Genomic DNA, 18240 nt, shown 5'->3' with positions numbered 1-18240 from the left:
ATTACTCGTTCAATAATTTTTGAATATCTTCTTTTAAAATTGTTATTTCTTGCGGAATTCCATCCTCATCTACACCAACAGCTTCTGGTACTAAACCATTGTAAAATATCATTGGATTTCCAAAGTTATCTTGCCTAGATCTAATGTAACCTTCTTTATCAATAAGCGCAAAATTTCCGGAGTGTTCAAAGCCGCCTTCTACACTTTCGTCTTTTGCTGTGTATAGATTAAAACCTTTATTAGCTAGTTTGTAAATCTCAGATTCATCACCTGTCATTAAATGCCAATTAGTATTTGTGATTCCATATTTTTCTGCATAAGCCTTTAACACTTCTGGTGTATCTATTTCTGGCGTTATAGTAAACGATGCTAAACCAAAATTCTCTAAATCCTTAAACTGATTTTGAACCTCTACTAAGTTTCTATTCATTATTGGGCAAATGGTAGGACAGGTAGTATAAAAGAATTCTACCACATAAACTTTACCTAAATAATCTTTATTGCTAATAGTTTCACCGTTTTGATTTATAAAACTAAATGCAGGCACCTTTTTAGGTTCACCATTGATTTCTAAATATTTTAAGTCGCTTTTACTTTTCTTTGTAATGGTAGCATTAGAGACATCTTCGCTTCGGCTTTCATCTCTTGTTACATCGCCTTCACTAATTCTATCAATTATTTTAGGCACAAAAATAATTCCAAACAATAAAATAATAAACGCAATACCAACGTACGAATAATTTGATTTTTTACTCATAACTCTGTTTTAATTCTTTTTCTCTTCGTGTGTTTGAATCATCAAATTTACCTTGTCTTTTTTGTCTATACTCAGTAAACAAGATCCTTACATCATCATTCATCATATTCTTTATTTCTGCTACTTCTATAGTATTGTATTCATACACACTAAACTTAGGCTTATCATCTTCTACTTCCCTTTCTGATCTTCCATCAATTCGTCCTCTTTGATTAAGATCTTTATCTATTATATAGACATTATTACTGGATAAATCATTCTGTAGCTTATCTTCTGTTATTAAAGAATTATATAACAGTTTTATTTCACCTTCAGTAGCAAATGCATAATGCCAGAATTTTAAATCTTCGTAAGTATTGATTTCTTTTTTAAGAAGCTCTACTTCATCTTCAGTGCCTTTTGGCACTACGATTATAATCTGAAAGTTTTTAAAGCCCTTAAATTTATCGTAGACTAACTCCTTAAGATTTAAGGCTGCTATAGTATTATTTAATGGTGTTTTTCCTAAAAAACCTAAAACAGTTATATTGTCTTTTAGTTGTAATGCTTCTGAAGTATCTGAGCCGAAGGTTTGAATATCAGATACGTTTTCATTTACAATATTTAATGGCTCGTAATTATGTTTTGCTGGATAGAGCATTAACAAAAAAGCTACAGGCAAAAAGAATAGAATACCGAGAACTATATATCGCTTTGTGTTATTTACTTCCATATGTAATGCAATAAAAACTCAGTTAATAAAAGGGTTAATTTTCGAATTGCAAAAATAAAAAAGGTGGTTTAGAAAAACCACCCTTTATTTATATTTAACACTTAGGTTTCTACTATAAATTCTAAGTAAAAACCTTTAAGTTATTCACTTATGTAGTTAAAAATCTTTCTTTATTAATGCGTCTTCTGCGTTGTAAACATTAAAAACGTATCCACCTTCTTGTAATAAGATGAAAATTAAGTAACAGATTAAGAAAACACCAGTCCAAACAACCATCTTTCTAAAGCTACCAGTTTCATCTCTCATGTGCATAAAATCCCATGTGATGTAATAGGCTTTTACAATTGTTAATACAATGAAGATTAAGTTTAAAGGTTTCATGTATACAATAGGAGACAATAATACATTACCAACTGTTGAGAAAAAACCATTCCCTTCAATAGGATCTATCCAAGTGCTCATTAAAAATTCTGGTTTGTATATACCTAAAACAACTTCTACTGCTGTTACAATAGTTAGGAATATTAAAACACCCCAAATCTTTTGAGTATTAGATTTGAACTTTAAACGTCCTCTAAATATTTCTAATTTATGCTCGTGTGCCATAATTTAATCTTAATTTCTTAGTTTATACTAAATAAAAGAATGTGAATACAAATACCCATACTAAATCGACAAAGTGCCAGTATAATCCCACTTTCTCAACCATTTCATAACTACCTCTTCTTTCGTAAGTACCTAGAATAACATTAAAGAAAATAATGATATTAATAACTACTCCAGAAAGTACGTGAAATCCGTGAAATCCAGTAATAAAGAAAAAGAAGTCAGCAAAAAGCGTTGTTCCATATTCATTAACATGAAGGTTAGCTCCTTTAACAACTAGTTTTCCGTTTTCTTTTATTTGTTTTAACGATTCTTCTCTTGACAAGATGGTTTTATGACCATGTTCATCAAGAAGTTGATTTCTCACTAAAATATTTTCGTTTGCAGCTAAACCTGCATAAATTTCATTAACAGTGTAAGGAGGCAAAGTACCTTCGTCTACAAACCATAGACCGTTTTTGCGTTCATGCGCTTCACGCTCGCCTGGTTGTGCAATTGCAATATCATCTATAGAAACACGCTTAAACTTCTCTACGCCATCTACGGTTACATTTTCACCAAATTGTAAGATGTTTCCACCTTTAGTTTGTACAGCTCCATAATCACCTTGAATAAATGTTGCCCATTCCCATGCTTGCGAGCCAACAAATATGGCACCACCAATTATGGTTAAAAACATATATATAGTCACTTTAGACTTATTCATATGATGACCAGCATCAACAGCTAACACCATTGTCACTGAAGACATAATAAGAATAAAGGTCATAAATGCCACATATATCATTGGCAATTCTTGTCCATGTAAAAATGGCACGTGTGTAAACACCTCGTCTGCAATTGGCCATTCATTAATGAACTTAAACCTTGAAAAACCATAAGCGGCTAAAAAGCCTGAAAATGTTAATGCATCAGATACAATGAAGAACCACATCATCATTTTTCCGTAACTTGCTTTTAGTGGCTGGTTGCCGCCTCCCCAAGTTTTTTCTTCTGTACCAGTAGCTACTGTAGAATCCATAGAATTTATTTAAATTTTAAGATTGGACAAAAATAATCAAATTATATATCTAAAAAAATATAAAAACAAAAAGAGCACAAGCCAAAGCACATCTACGAAATGCCAAAAATTTGCTGCTAGTTCAAAACCCAACATATTGTTGGCATTATACTTTTGTTTAAAATGATTATAAATTACAACAATAAGACATATTAGGCCAGCAATAACGTGCCCTATATGCAATACTGCTATTATATATATGTAAGACATTGTGATATTACTTGTTGGTCCGGCGAAGTGATAACCAGATGCAATGATCTCGCTAAAACCAGCAAATTGACTATAAACAAATGTAATACCCAATACTAATGTTACTAATAACCAAATGGTTACCATTTTCATTTTATTTTCACTCAACGCCTTCTTGGCTAAAATAAAAGTAAGACTACTAAGTAAAATAAGAACTAAACTAATTAAAAAGGCATTTGGTAATTGATAATCTACTAACCAATCTTCATTTAATCGTTGTTTACTACTTACAATAAATGCACTTACTAAACCTGCAAAAGACATAATCAATGAGCCAATACCAAACCAAAGCATCATTTTTTTTGACCTAGCCGTTTTCTCTTTCTGTGTTCCTTGTGTTAAATCCATTTATCTCAAAAATTTATCTGCAACATATATGATTTGCAATAATGTGATATAAAAAACGCTTGATAACATTAACTGTTTAGCTGCCTCTACAGTTCTTAACTTAAATAATTTTAAAGCATAAACCAACATTACCATACCAAGTATAAAAACAATAACAGCACCTACTATAGACAATTTTAAATCACCAGTAAAACCAAACACTGGCAGTATAGACGCAATAACAGTCCATACACTATACATTATAATTTGTACCGCTGTACCTTTATCTGGTTCTCCTGTAGGCAGCATGTGAAAACCACCTTTTTTATAATCGTCGTGCAAAAACCAGCCAATAGACCAAAAGTGCGGAAATTGCCAAAAAAATTGAATAGCAAACAACATACCTGGCTCTATACCAAAACTACCTCTTGCGGCAACCCAACCCAACATAAAGGGAATTGCACCTGGTAAAGCACCAACAAAAACAGAAAGTGACGTTTTAGTTTTTAATGGCGTGTAAACACTTGTGTATAAAAATATTGAAATAGCACCATACATGGCGGTTTTGGGATTAATTATATAAAGCGTAATTAACCCTAAAATGGTAAAAGAAGTTGCAATTATAAAAGCTGTATTCACTGACATGCGACCAGCTGGTATAGGTCTATTTTTGGTTCTATCCATTAGCGCATCTAAATCGCGCTCAATAATTTGATTATATGCATTTGAAGCACCAACCATAAAATAGCCACCAACGGCTAATAAAAGAAGTGTGGTAATACTAATGGTTTCAGCACCAAGAAAATAACCAGCAAGTGAAGAAAACACCACACTTAAGGATAAACCCATCTTTGTGATTTCCTTAAAATCTGTGACAACAGAAGCTGTTGATACTGATGTTTTTGTGGTACTCAATTTTAATTATTTATATTCTTTTATAAGCGAGTGCAAAGATAGTTTGAAAAATACTTGTAAACAATGTAAAATCTTATTTTTAAAATTAGACAATATTGCACATACTATTTATTACAATAACCATATTTGTATAGGTTATACTGCAATATAACATGGTCTTCATAAAAAGTCACAACAATAAAATTTACCCAATAATAACCTTTGTGGTTTGCTTACAACATTCTACATAGAAGCGGATTAAACAAAAATTGAAGTGACACAACATCTTTTGCATACAACAATATTTAATCTATATTTACGGGATAACAACAACGATAAACTTTTCATAACCCGATTATTTTACGGGATATCGACAATAAAAGTTTTTATATAAGGAGTTGTGTGTCATTTAAGGCACGTTAATCATAATATTTTAAACTTATGAAAATAACAATACAAGATTTAGAACGAATTGAATCTAAAATAGACGGAAACAATACAACTGTTCGTGGTACGGAAAAAATACCATCAATGAGTATAACCGAATATATTGAATCAAAAGACAAACTAAATAAAGTTCTATCAGAATCTGATTTTGAATTCTTTTATAATATTAAGATTGGAAATTTGTTAATCTACAAAACAAAAGAAGAACTTGAAAAATTACACATAGTTACGATGTCTTTTCTGAAAGCTCTTCCTCAATCGCATCGTTCATCGCTTCTACAAGGGAAATTCTTGTCGGTTGACCTGAATTTTCTCGCTTTTCTGAACGCTCTAATATACGCTGACAAAGAACTTGGATTTCTTTAATATCATTTAATTGCTGACTTATATAAAATAAATCATGCTTATCTTGAATTGTACCTGACATAAAAACGTCACACAACAACGGATATAACATATTAAATTAAGAAAAATCTAACTTGCCTTCTTCACCTAAAAATCATTATACCAATTAAATAAATCTGTTCTTACACCAATATTAAACCAAACAGATCCATTTCTAACTGTGGTTGCATTTACAGTATCAGGATTATAATCTCTATACATTATATTGGTAAATAGTTTAAGATTAGTCGTTGGGTTAACTACATAACCCGCTTGTAGTTCTGCCATAAAACTATTGGTTTTATTGCCTTGCCCTATTATAATGCCTGTATCAGCATTTCTATCATTATAATTTCTGTAAATATCGCCACCATATGAAAACGAATCTTCATCTGTATTATAATCTAAACCTCGTTGACCAATAATCATTTTGGCATCGCCAAACCAACGTTTATAATTATAGCGACCAATTAAAACAAATTCTCTAAAGTTTGCTCCCCAAAGATGTGCCATTGGCTGATTAAAATGTGCGTAGTTTAACGTCTGCGTATTATGCGAATAGGTATATGGTCTTACTTGATTATATTCCGCCTGTAAGAGTAAATTATCTACTTTAAATGCGTTATAATATTTTGCGCCTAACTGAAACCCAAATTTGTTCTTCCAACTTTTATTTCCTCCTGTTACGTCACTTAATGAAAATTCATCTAATATAAATTGGCCATACAGATTTACCTTGTTATTCCATTTGTATTTTGAACTTAAACCCAATATGGCATTACCTGCTCCTTGCCCAGTTTGAAACTCTATGGCTCTAAAAAATATAATAGGATTTAAATAATTAACATCAAAACCTCTTCCATTAGAATCTTCCCAAATAACCGATTCAAATAAACCTATATTTAATCGTTTGTTTACATTCCAACTTAAATAATGATTAGCCATATATTTCGTTAAAAACGCTTTATCTACTACAACCTCTGGCCTTACATCTTTTAACCACATCCATGTACTTGTATATTTTATTTTCCAGAAGGTGGTGTTTAGTTTTAAAAAGGGATAAGGACTAGCAACATCACTTTGCAATAACGAACGGTAACCATCACCAATAAAGTTCTTTCCATGACCAAACTGTACATTTAAAAAATCTGCTGGTGTATAAGACAAATAAGCCTCTGCAACTGGATAATCGTAAGCGTTACCCTTGAAGCGTTTAGCGATTCCACGACCAGGAATAATTGCAGGATCTGGACCAAAAGCCTTTAAACTTTCAGCATACGCATTAAAATAATCTGCAAACCTACCTTGACTTTCATAAACCGAAGTTGTAAAATTAAAGCGTTTACCTATACCTGCTTGTATAAAAACACCGCGCGTATTATTCCATGTAGAACCAATATCAGAACCCGTATCCTTTCCTACCTGTAAATCTAAAATAGGATCTACTGTAAACCAATAATCTTTACCTTGCACCTCTACTAAATGTTCATTCAAGGTTTTTCTGCCTAACCAAGTGTCTGTATCCTTTTCTAAACTTTTATTTTCAGCTTTTATATCGTAATATCTCGCTACATCACTATAAATAAAAGGTTTTGCTCCTGTATGACTGTTTGTACCTATAGCATTCATTTCTGCATCAAAACGCGCATAGTAAGAATGTGTAAACGGAATGTTTAATTGACTTGAATATTCTAAATCTTCATATGGTTTGATTTCTTTTTCAAGTTTATCTAATTCATCAGACAAGGTAGCGTTAAGACTATCCTGCTGTATGGTATTAGTTTCTGCAGTTGATTGATTATTTTCCTTCACTGGCTGCGTTAAAGGAATAGCTATACTAAGACTGTATTGTGTAAATGTTGGATTACCATTATAAGTCGCTGGTTCTATCTCTGGAAGCAAATTGAATATACGTTTGCTTTCCGTCTTTAACTCATCATATATAGCATCTGCATATATTATTTTGAATTTCCCTGTATTGGTAACCTCAAACAACAACTGTACATTACCATTATAAGATTCATCTGTTACAATTTGAGGCACTTTAAAATTCTCATAAATAAAAGAATTTAAAGTAAAGTTGAAGCAAGATTTTAATTGCTCCACAGCCATGGAATCACATTCTTTAAATACTGGTGGTTTTTCATATGAAGATAGGTTTTGCGCATAACCCAAGCTATACACAAACAGAAAAACAAATAGCACAATGCGCTTCATAAAGGACTAATTTTTAATGTGCGAAAGATACTTAATTTTTTTAGTAACCTTAAACCCAAATAACGCATAAAAAAAACCGTTATTTTAAAATAACGGTTCTTATTTATAATTGTACAAATGTATTAGTCTCTAACATCAAATACTATTGGTAGGTTATAAATGACACCAACAGGAACTTTACGTTGCAAGCCTGGTTCCATATGAGGAATTTTATTAATAACACGTTTTGCTTCACTTTCTAAAACAGGATGTGGCGCTCTAATTTTTACATCAGCTATATTGCCATTTTTATCTATAGTAAATTGTGTATGTATTTTTTGTCTACCAGAAAGACCATACTTAGTACCAAGACCCGTATTAAATTTTCTATTAATTAATTTTGAAATGCGTTCTGACATACATTTTTTACGATCATCGTTAGTTTTATACTTTTCACAACCAGGATAAACAGGTACTTTTTCAATGAGTATAAAAGGAATGGTTTCTAACACATCTGGCTCATCAATAACCGTTATATCGTCAACTTTAATAGGATCGTTTGTAGTCATTGGGTCATCTGGAGTTTTAATAATCTTTTCCTCAACAGGTACATCATCCTTAACAACCTTAAATACATCTTTTAGTTCTGTTGTTGGTGCTACTTCTACAACTTTAAGTTTTACCACCTCAACGACAAAAGGCGGCACATGATCAATAACAATGGGTTCTACCGAAGCGGTGTCTTCAGCTAATTTGAATTTTGTTTCTTGAAATTGCATTTCAAAAAGTGCATATGTACCCAATAAACAAAGAATCAACCCTATTTGAAAATAAAGGGTTGAGTTTTTTTGTAAATTTGCATCATGCTTTTGTGATTTCTTTGCTTCAGTAGTGCTCTGACCAGCAATACCGAAGTCTTTTTTAGAATTGTTCATAATACTATTATTTAAATGTTAATATTATGTCAAAGTCACAATAAGCGTACCAAAACGAAAATCCCGTCCAATTAATTTTGAACGGGATTTTTTATTACTTAAAAAAGTATCTATTTCTTAGTCTTGTACTTGGAATACAATTGGAATAGAGAATGGCATAACCACAGCTTTTCCTCTTTGTTTTCCAGGTTTCATTTTAGGTAATTGACCAATAACTCTTTTTGCTTCTTTCTCTAATCCTGGATGCGGACCACGAGCTACAATACTAGTAATGTTACCAGATTTGTTTACTTTAAACTGAACAAAAATTCTCTTTTTACCTGGAGGCAATCCTAAATCACTAGCTAAGTCTGTATTAAACTTTTTACCAATGAATTTATTTACCTTCTCATTCATACATTCTTTTTTAGCTGCATTTCCTTTCTTCTTTTCACATCCTGGAAAAACGGCTACATTTTCAATTACGTTAAAAGGGACTTCTAAGTCTTCTTCAACTTCTACAACCTCTACTTCTTCAATTTCAACAATTTCTGTTTCCATTTCAGTTTCTGTAGATTCTATTACCGTTTCTTCTACCTCTACTTCATCTTCTACAACTTCAATAATTTCTGGAGCAGCAGGTGGTGGTGGAGGTGGAGGTGGAGGTGTTACAATTTGTTCTGTAATTGGCACTTCTTCCTCTAATTCATCATCTAAATTAAGTGAATCTGCAACAATTGCACTTTTATCGTAAGTTTTATAATTAATTGCCATGTACGTAATACCCAACATTAAGGCAAGACCAACAGCAAAGTACAGCGAGCTGTTACGGCTAACGTCTGATTTCGGATTCTTTTTAGGTTCCATAGTGTCTTAGTTTATTATAACATCGCTAATTTAACTAATTTATTGTAAAATAAGCAAGGCTTTAAGTTATTTTAATTTATCAATATTTAATTGTAATGCAATTAACGTACCAAACATAGCTCCAATACTATTAGCTATTAAATCGTAAGTATCATAAGTTCTATTTGGGTTTACCGCATATTGAAGTAACTCTAGTATAAAGCCTAGAAAAGCAGCGCAGAAAAAAACGTAAAAAGGTGTATATTTTGTTTTAAATGGTTTGAAGTAATTAGCCCATAAAAATGCTAAACCAGCATAAGCTATTACATGATAAATTTTATCATCAAACGACGACCCTAAACTTGGTACACCTTTTAGCGTTATTAAACTTGCTATTATTAGTGCCAATGTATACGTTACAGAGAGCGCTAACAGTACTTTTTTAACCACTAATTAAAGCTTTATAATCTTCTGCAGATAATAAACCTTCTACTTGTGAAGCATCTGTGAATTTCAATTTAATCATCCAACCATCACCATAAGGATCAGAATTTACTTTTTCTGGCTCATCCTCTAAACCTTCATTAAATTCTATAATCTCTCCTGTTAATGGCAAAAATAAATCTGAAACTGTTTTTACAGCTTCAACTGTACCAAATACTTCTTCGATGTCTAAAGTTTCATCTAAGGTATCTACTTCTACATATACAATATCACCAAGTTCTCCTTGTGCAAAATCAGTAATTCCAATTGTGGCAACATCGCCTTCAATCTTTACCCATTCGTGATCTTTTGTGTACTTTAATTCTGATGGTATATTCATTTTTACTCTATTATATAATTAATGGAACAAATGTAATTTTTTAATGGTATCAATTCAAACTTAATTTCCAAAATTATAGCGCAGAGTAATTCCTGACCTAACTGAGGTTTGCGGAAAAGAAGTAGAAATTGCAAAATCTGAAAAGGTATAATCAAAATAGAAAATAGCCGTTAAGTTTTTACTAAATGCATAATCTGCTGTATACTTTAAGCCCCAAATTGTTTGACCAGCAGTAATTTGATTGTTTTCTAAATCTAAATATCTAATAATAGTTTTATTATCTCGCACAGAAATATCTGCTCGCATATTTAAATCACTTACCACAATTTGTTTTGGTCCTGCTAATTGCGATCGAATTCTCAAATCTTTTATTCGGTATCCCAATCCTAATGTATATTCTTTACCTTGAATTTCAGTTAATAGGTTATTATCAAAACTTAATGACAACATTCTATCCGTTTTTACTTCTGCCAAGACTTTAATAGAATTTTTCATTTCAAAATCTAATCGGATTAATGGACTAAATTGCTCTTCAAGATTTATATTACTGTAAAGCGTTTCATTTTTAAAATTACCCGAAGCATCTAATGATTCATCTAATTGATCAATATATGCTTGGTTACCATCTCCTGCTGTGTAATCTAAGTTGGTTCTAAATTGATTAATTGTATAACTTGACCTATAGCCATGCTGAATAGAAAAACGTCTAAACGTCTTTTTAAACCATGGAATTTTCATTAGCCCTGTATATTTCAACGTCCAATTTGGTATTGGTATGTCTCTAAATGCGTCTGTACTTACTTTATCTGGATTGGTACCTTGGTATGCCGACAAAAATGCTGGCAATAAAACGCGCTGACTGTTTTTACCAAAACCTTCGGGATAACCTTCAGCATCCGTAGAATAAGGTGTGTCTCCATAAAACTCTTTAGCTAAACGATTTGCAATGATTAATCTATTTGCTCTAAAATCATCAAATGTTGCAGATTGATTCTCATCACTTGCATTAAATGCCGTTTTTATCAATGCTGTGGAAATATTGAAATTTCCAAAAGAATTGGTTAGCAAACTTTCATATCTATCACTAAATCCATCAAGATCATCATCTGGAGCTTCAAAGTTTTCAGAAATATTTTCTGCAAAAGTTCTATTACCCGTTAGGTCTATTTTTAGATCTTGCATAGGTTCTAAATTAGCAGAAAACACCAACGATGTATTTTTCACTTCTGTATATTGTTGGTTGAGATCTGGAAAAACAGTTAACCAACCATTTCTTGCTGCGAGTTCTCTAATATCTCGCTGGCTACCAAAAGTGTAACCAACCGTTGGCTTTAAAGTACCCACAAAACCAGGTGTTTGCATATATCCTGGTAAAAATGTTCCATTGTTTTCAGTGTAACCTAACTGAATTCGTTTTACCATAGTTACGATATCTACAACGGTATTATACGCTTTTTCTCCTGTACTTAATTTGTTTGGGTCTTTAGCTTTATCCTTAGTATCCTCATTGGCATTGTCTCTTGTAGATCTGCTTCTAGTAGTTGTAGTACGTGTACGCCCTCGACTTCTCTTCTTACCTTTTCTTACCAATCCTACGGTCTTATATAATGTTTCCATATTTAAGGTAGAGTTAAGACTATGTGTATTAGAGTTCTGTATAGAATGTCCTAAATTATAAGTGTTATAAACGCCTGGATTATCAGGATCTTCTACTTCCAAGCCTTCATTTAAATCAGATCCTTTTTGCCATTGAAAAGCACCATTATAAGAATATGTTGCTCTTAAAAAGCTTAACGCAGGAATTTTATATAATGGCAATTCATAATTAACTTGAAGCTGTTGTGTTTGAAAATTTGGATCTCCAAAATCGAAAAAACCATCCCAAACATTTAAATCCGGATCTTGTAAACCGCTAATACGATCATCAATAAAGTAATTTCGAACGATATTAGTATTTGAAGCTGAAAAATTTAAACTTAAAGCATCAGTTAAATTGTAATTAATCGCATACTGAAAATCGAAAGTATAGTTTCTTCTGAACAACTCTTCTATGCCAATATTATCGCCTCCTAGTTCTACTTCTCTAAATTTTTGTTTGCTAAATTGTCTATTAATATCTGTATTTACAGAGAAACTCGATGGTAATAAATTAAGATTAAAATCTTTTAAAATCTTCCAATACTTCCCAGTGAATAGAGAATCGTTCTTTTTAAATGGTTCTACTTTTAAAGGCTCAAAAGCATAATTATAATTTGCACCAGCTCTTACGGTTTGATCTAATGAATTTTCAATTTCAAAATCTCGATGCTCAACTTTGTTGTAAGAATAGTTTAAAGTTACATTTTCTACATCGTAGAAGTGCTTCTCTGCATCACCAGTTTTTTGCTTTCTAACACCAATAAAATTAATACTCTTACGTTTGGTATAATCTTCTGATTGCTCTCTAATTCTATCTTCATCTGCACTAGTTTCGGCAGCATCTAATCTAGACTCTAATGTAAGATCATTATAATATTGATCAAACTTAGGTGTTACTAATTCTTCACTTTGTGCATAATTAAATGGAATCTGCACACCCCATTTTTTAGGCAATAATTGCCCTAACTGTACATTGGTTACTACATCATATTGTTGCACGTCTTCTAAACTACGTTCATTTGGTCCTTGTTCTATACCTCCAAAACCTACAGTACTTCTTCTTCCAGTTGCACTTATATCTGCAAAGTCTGCAAGATTAGTGTCCATACTTACAACGGCTGCCCATCCACCTTCATTTTCTAGACCAGACATTCGTAATTCATTAAACCATACTTCACCACAGACATTTTCCATAGTGGTTGCCGCATTACTGTTTTTAACACCAACCATTAACACTCTAATATCTCCAAAATTTGGATTTCCTTTTATGGCTACTCTCTGCTGACCAATTGCAAGTGGAGAAAACTCATCTACAGCATTCTCACTAACTGTACCATCTATAACATTATAAAAGGTTGGATCTTCATTAGTAAGGGTTTGATCAAAAATACCTTTTGACTTTATTTGCTGAAAAGCTTCAAGTGAAATATTAATTTCATTTTCATCTGGCCAAATTTGTTCAGCACCTGTTCCATCTGCTAAATCTGATGGTAATAATGGTACTTCAACTTGATAAAAGTTCTCAGTTAAATCGTTACCCATTCTTATAAAAGCAGTCATTTCGCCTTCTTCAAGAATTTGACCTTCTTGCGCTTCAGCATGCAAAAACATTCTTAGACGTTTGTACTGACGCATATCAAGACTTATATTTTTATAAACCCCTTTTGAATCTGTTGGTTCTAAGTCACAAGCTTGTAAGACTAATGATTGTTCATTTTGTCTTATAATAGTATTGTTATTGTTTAATTCTTCTCTTACAATTCCTGGTGGTGTTTCATAATTCCCGTTATTTTCCTGAATACCAACGATACCAACGTTAAAATCTGGATCTGCACTGTTGTTTGTATCGTCGTTATCTAAATCTAATCCATAACGTCTCCAATCACTACGTACCAAATCTAATGTTGCAAAACGTAGTACTGTTTTTTCTGTAAAATCCGTAACGTATAATCGAGCAAAACGTACAGATCTAATATCTGTAATACCACCTATTCGCCTAGTTTCTTCATTAATAGGAATTCTGAATTGATACCATTTAACATCAGTTCTCACATCACCATTTGGCAATGTTACAGAACCACTTGGCGCTGGTGTTTTTATATCATTGATATATGGATTGTTAGGGTCTGCAAGACTAGCAGGTGTAATTTCAATTTCGTACTCAAAATAACTATCAATGGTATTCATTGTGTTATCTCTATTGATATCTTCTACATCTGGTAAGGTTGTAGAACCTCTATTGGTATCTGTAAATGTATCTGGTGTATTCCCTTGCAAACCGTTATACTTTTTATAACGCTCAAAAATGCCTCCTTCCTCGTTTAAATAATAAGAATAGTTATCATTTGCTGGATCTTCACCAAAATCATTTTGACCATAAATGGTCGTCAACATCTGTCCTTCTTCAACATCATCATAACCATCAAAACCAACATCTTGATTGGTTCTTTGGTCTCCTGTTGTTGCAAAGGTGTATATTAAAGATTGGTTTTGCGGAACTACATAAGGATTCTCTTCTGTAATTGGGTTTTGAAGAAGTAAATCTGAAATATCACCATCATCTGGCAGACCATTTTCGTATTGCTTTTTTCCATCTTTTAATACATCTTCAGAAATATTTCCAAGATTTATAAAAAGCTTACCTCCTGTACTTGTTGTAGTATCTAAAAAAGGATCTTGCACCCAAAATTCGATATATTCTACGTTAGCTTGTTCAAAATCTGTGGATGTAATTTGTCTTGTAATCCCTGCCCAACTATCACTAGGCGTATCTAATACATTATCCGCAGCATCAGAATCAAAATTATAAGGTCCACGTTCCGTTGGATAATAAGCTAAATCTAAAGTGTTTATTACTGAGGTTTGTCCTTGTACAATATCTTGCAAAGGAAAAATTTCATCTATAAATACGCGTCTTGTATAAACATCAGAAACATCATCATCTGTCATACCATCAGGTCGAAGATTACTGAAAAAAATAGGATCAATTGTGTACCAGTTTAAATGTGCTCTATCAAAACCATTTTGAATCCCTTGTTTATCTTCACTATCAAAACCAGCATATGTTCTACCTAAACCTACAGGACGACTAGATAGCGTCCACGAAAGTGGACTTAATAAATCTATTGAACCTTGTGTGCCTTCAAAATCATCAATGTAAGCTGTAGCTTCACCGTTTAAATCAGTACCATTTGGTGCACCTGGCAATAAATAAGCAAACTCACCTCTTACTGAAAGATTACTCGGTACATCTGTGTCTATATTTGGAAGTTTATTAGCTAACCTCGTTAAAAAAGGAACCTCAGTTGAGTAATTTCCGTTAAAACCGAAAATGGTGTTATTTATTGGCTCTGAGTTATAATTGGCTTTTTGAGTTATTGGTCGCTCATTTAGATTTAATAAAGTAGCTCCTAAAACAAAATTTTCATCAAATTGGTGTTCTATGTTTATACCTGTAAAACGTTTGGTTTGTTGCCCAAAAACAGCATTATTTTCAACAGAAACGTTTATAGGTGTATTAGATGCTTTTAATGCTTCATCTAAAATTTCTACACGTCCTAATTGATAGTTTACCGTATAATCTACGCCTTCAACTAACACACGTCCACCAGCAGTAACAGTCACAGATCCTCTAGGAACATTAAACGCACCTATAGGAATACCAGAATCTCCTCCACTACTTGTATAACGTCCTTTAATTTGAAATTTATTCTTCTCAGCTTCATCTAGTGCTGCCGTTTTGGTAGACTTATAAAGAATATCGTAAACATATTTTTTCTGGTTATCATTATAACCACTTTGCGTGTCAGTTATATCTTCGTAATCTGTCTCGTTATTATTTGGGTTACCGTCATCATCTAACACATCGAAGAGATATCGTCCAAAAGGCTCTGTTTTTGTAAATATTATCTTTCCGTTTTGAGATAAAACCGTTTGTCCTTCTACGTAATCAAAGAAACCATCTCCTTGTTCTTGAGGGTCATTATTATAGTTAAGTTGGTCTAAATGAAAAAGTCTTATTAATGGCGTTTGGTTTATTTCAGAATCGTCACCTGTGTAAGGCGTATTATTATCAAATGTAGGAAATACAGTGCCTTCAACCGGATTTATATAGTTAAGTGCAGAGGCTTCCGTGTAAAATATGTTTAATTTAAAATCTTCTTGACTTAATTGAAAAGCGCCTGTATCATAAATGTTTTTCATCATTAAATCCCAAATAGGTTGATCTACAGCAGTAACTGCACTTTTCAACATTTTTAAGACTAAACTTTGATTATTTACAACTTGACTTCCTGATGAATCATCTACGGTTGTTGCTTCTACACCATCATTAGCAAATTCACCAACTTGAAAAACTTCGCCGCCTATTGTATATTGGAATGCTACTGCCAAAACTTCATCATTAAGTAAACGCTGATTTAACGACACATATCCTAAGTCTGCATTTAATACATATTCTTGTCCTTCTGTTAATTTTCTTGCAGATTCTAATTTTCCGTAATCAAATCCTTCATTAACAGCCACATTAATGCCGTTTTCTACTGAGGTAATATTTCTAACAGCTTCTGTTAATAGCGAGCCACCAACACCTATACTTGTAGGATCAAAATCATTATTTTTATTATTTGGTTTGGCACCTGGAAAATTCACAAAACCAGCCGGAACTGGGTCTAAACCAATATTATCTGCAGAAGACTCTCCTAAATCTTGAAAAGCAACAATATTTCTTACATTCTCTGTTTGGTTATTTCTATTAGTAACCCAAAGTTCTACTCTTGTAATTTGAAGGCCTTGATTATCTATAAACGGATATTGTAATAGTGCTTTATCGTAAGTTTCTTGAAAATACTGCGCAAGAAAGAAGTGTCTATTTTCATCATAGTCTCTTGCGAAAAACTCAAACTCTTCTACCGTTCCTCCGCCTTCAGCTATGACAGATTTAGCTTGAGATTGTTGCTCAGAAAAAACAGCTGTCACTCTTGTTTTACCAAACTGTAATTCTGTTTTTACACCAAACAAACTTTGCGCACCTGTTATAAGCGAACTATTTAGTGGCATGTTTACATTACCAACCTCAATTTTTCTAATAATATCATCTTCGGTTGGTGTGTATTCTAATTTTACAACTTGTTGAAAATCGAAAGTCGCTTCTGTATCATAATTTGCGGTTACCTGAAGCCTTGTTCCTACTTTGCCTAATAAACTTAAACTTATTCTTTGATCAAAATCAAAAGTAAAATTGGTTCTGTTTCTGGGAGAAAATGATGGGTTATCTTGTTTAGAAAACAGAACCCCTAAATCTACCTCTACTGATCCTTGCGGAATTACATTTATGGTATTCCCACCAAAAATAGATTCAAATAATCCTGAGTTAACGTAAAACTCTGGTAATAAATTTTTCTGATCTTCTTCAGAACCTTCTTTTTGTCCAGCTTTGGCATCTGCCATTTTCTTATAGTAAGCCTTAAGTTTTTCTTCTAAAACAAGTTTCTGATATTCTTCTGGTGTTAATATAAGCGGGTAATTAATATTAAAACTTCCTATTTTCTCTGTATAGATATAACGATCTAATATAGGATCATATTCATATTTTGAAACGATACTGCTAGGATTTGGCATGTTTAATTTTCCAAAAGAAAACGTCGTAGCGGTACTATCTTGTTCTGTTTCTGTTTCCGTCTCTTGCGCAAATAACGAACTGCCAATTAGCATCACAAATGCCAAAACACAATAAAACCTATTGGAAAATGGATGATTATTATTAATATTATTTAATTGCATTATAAGTTTTTTAGAGCTTCTTTAATAATTTGCTCTACAAGGGCATCTGGTTGGGCTTGTAAAATTTTATCGACAACTTTTTCGGACTGTTTTTTGTTAAATCCTAAAACTTCTAAAGCAGATAACGCTTCTTCCTTGTCTGTATTGTTTGTTGACAAAGAAAGTTCGTCTAATCCATAAACTTTTAACACTTTATCTTTTAAATCTATAATAACGCGTTGTGCTGTTTTAAGTCCAATTCCTTTTACGCTTTGTATTAGCGATACGTCTCCACCTGCAATCCCTTCCTTAACTTGGTCTGGTGTTAACGAAGATAACATAGTACGTGCCGTATTTGCACCAATACCACTCACTGAAATTAATAATTTAAATATTTCGCGTTCCGTTTTCGAAGAGAAACCATAAAGACTGTGAGCATCTTCACGCACTTGTAAGTGCGTATAAAGCCTTAAATGCTCTTTATCCGGAATTTGAGAAAATGTGTGAAAAGATATATTTATAAAGTACCCAACACCATTGCAGTCAATTACAACATCTGTTGGATTTTTTTCTACGAGTTTACCCTCTATATGTGTGATCATTTATAACAAAAAGTTAAAAAACCAA

Annotated in this window: 14 protein-coding genes; 1 reads left to right on the top strand and 13 read right to left on the bottom strand. The window is 32.5% G+C overall.

Annotation, left to right across the window (positions count from 1 at the left end; genetic code table 11):
• Window position 1 precedes the first annotated feature (1 nt).
• The 6 genes from Q0891_RS03310 to cyoE form a co-directional block, all read right to left on the bottom strand.
• The gene (locus Q0891_RS03310; RefSeq protein WP_299098712.1) at window positions 2-757 is read right to left on the bottom strand and encodes an SCO family protein; all 756 of its coding nucleotides are present in this window, start codon (window positions 755-757) and stop codon (window positions 2-4) included.
• On the bottom strand, window positions 750-1469 hold the full coding sequence (locus tag Q0891_RS03305; protein WP_299098710.1) for a hypothetical protein: 720 nt from the start codon (window positions 1467-1469) through the stop codon (window positions 750-752). Before Q0891_RS03305 ends, Q0891_RS03310 begins: the two co-directional genes overlap by 8 nt.
• 156 nt (window positions 1470-1625) lie before the next feature.
• Window positions 1626-2075 carry a cytochrome C oxidase subunit IV family protein gene (locus Q0891_RS03300; protein ID WP_299098708.1) on the bottom strand — a complete coding sequence of 150 codons (450 nt, stop codon included), beginning with the start codon at window positions 2073-2075 and terminating at the stop codon, window positions 1626-1628.
• 22 nt (window positions 2076-2097) lie between these two features.
• Window positions 2098-3096 (bottom strand): cytochrome c oxidase subunit 3, encoded by a 999-nt coding sequence (locus Q0891_RS03295; protein ID WP_299098706.1) that lies wholly within the window; start codon window positions 3094-3096, stop codon window positions 2098-2100.
• A 36-nt stretch (window positions 3097-3132) separates the two neighbouring features.
• The gene (locus Q0891_RS03290) at window positions 3133-3732 is read right to left on the bottom strand and encodes a cytochrome c oxidase subunit 3 (RefSeq protein WP_299098704.1); all 600 of its coding nucleotides are present in this window, start codon (window positions 3730-3732) and stop codon (window positions 3133-3135) included.
• Window positions 3733-4626, bottom strand: coding sequence for a heme o synthase (cyoE, locus tag Q0891_RS03285; protein ID WP_299098702.1), 894 nt, complete (start codon window positions 4624-4626; stop codon window positions 3733-3735).
• Between the two features lie 420 nt (window positions 4627-5046).
• Here cyoE and Q0891_RS03280 point away from each other — a divergent pair, with 420 nt between their 5' ends.
• The gene (locus Q0891_RS03280; RefSeq protein WP_299098700.1) at window positions 5047-5418 is read left to right on the top strand and encodes a hypothetical protein; all 372 of its coding nucleotides are present in this window, start codon (window positions 5047-5049) and stop codon (window positions 5416-5418) included.
• A 126-nt stretch (window positions 5419-5544) separates the two neighbouring features.
• Here the strand turns inward: Q0891_RS03280 and Q0891_RS03275 are convergent, their stop codons facing one another.
• From Q0891_RS03275 to ruvA, 7 genes are all read right to left on the bottom strand, one after another.
• Window positions 5545-7653, bottom strand: coding sequence for a gliding motility protein RemB (locus tag Q0891_RS03275; RefSeq protein WP_299098698.1), 2109 nt, complete (start codon window positions 7651-7653; stop codon window positions 5545-5547).
• 122 nt (window positions 7654-7775) lie between these two features.
• Window positions 7776-8567 (bottom strand): energy transducer TonB, encoded by a 792-nt coding sequence (locus Q0891_RS03270; protein ID WP_299098696.1) that lies wholly within the window; start codon window positions 8565-8567, stop codon window positions 7776-7778.
• A 117-nt stretch (window positions 8568-8684) separates the two neighbouring features.
• On the bottom strand, window positions 8685-9413 hold the full coding sequence (locus Q0891_RS03265; RefSeq protein WP_299098694.1) for an energy transducer TonB: 729 nt from the start codon (window positions 9411-9413) through the stop codon (window positions 8685-8687).
• 66 nt (window positions 9414-9479) lie between these two features.
• The gene (locus tag Q0891_RS03260; RefSeq protein ID WP_299098691.1) at window positions 9480-9842 is read right to left on the bottom strand and encodes a VanZ family protein; all 363 of its coding nucleotides are present in this window, start codon (window positions 9840-9842) and stop codon (window positions 9480-9482) included.
• Window positions 9835-10215, bottom strand: coding sequence for a glycine cleavage system protein GcvH (gene gcvH / locus Q0891_RS03255; RefSeq protein WP_299098689.1), 381 nt, complete (start codon window positions 10213-10215; stop codon window positions 9835-9837). Before gcvH ends, Q0891_RS03260 begins: the two co-directional genes overlap by 8 nt.
• Window positions 10216-10275: 60 nt before the next feature.
• On the bottom strand, window positions 10276-17634 hold the full coding sequence (gene sprA, locus Q0891_RS03250; RefSeq protein ID WP_299098687.1) for a cell surface protein SprA: 7359 nt from the start codon (window positions 17632-17634) through the stop codon (window positions 10276-10278).
• Complete coding sequence (gene ruvA / locus Q0891_RS03245; protein WP_299098685.1) at window positions 17634-18215, bottom strand: Holliday junction branch migration protein RuvA; 582 nt, start codon at window positions 18213-18215, stop codon at window positions 17634-17636. Before ruvA ends, sprA begins: the two co-directional genes overlap by 1 nt.
• Window positions 18216-18240 lie beyond the last annotated feature (25 nt).

Origin of the sequence: uncultured Winogradskyella sp. (assembly GCF_947498005.1) — a bacterium.
Classification (GTDB): Bacteria; Bacteroidota; Bacteroidia; order Flavobacteriales; family Flavobacteriaceae; genus Winogradskyella.
Note: the sequence above shows the minus strand (reverse complement) of the source record. Positions and strands in the feature narration are given on the sequence as shown.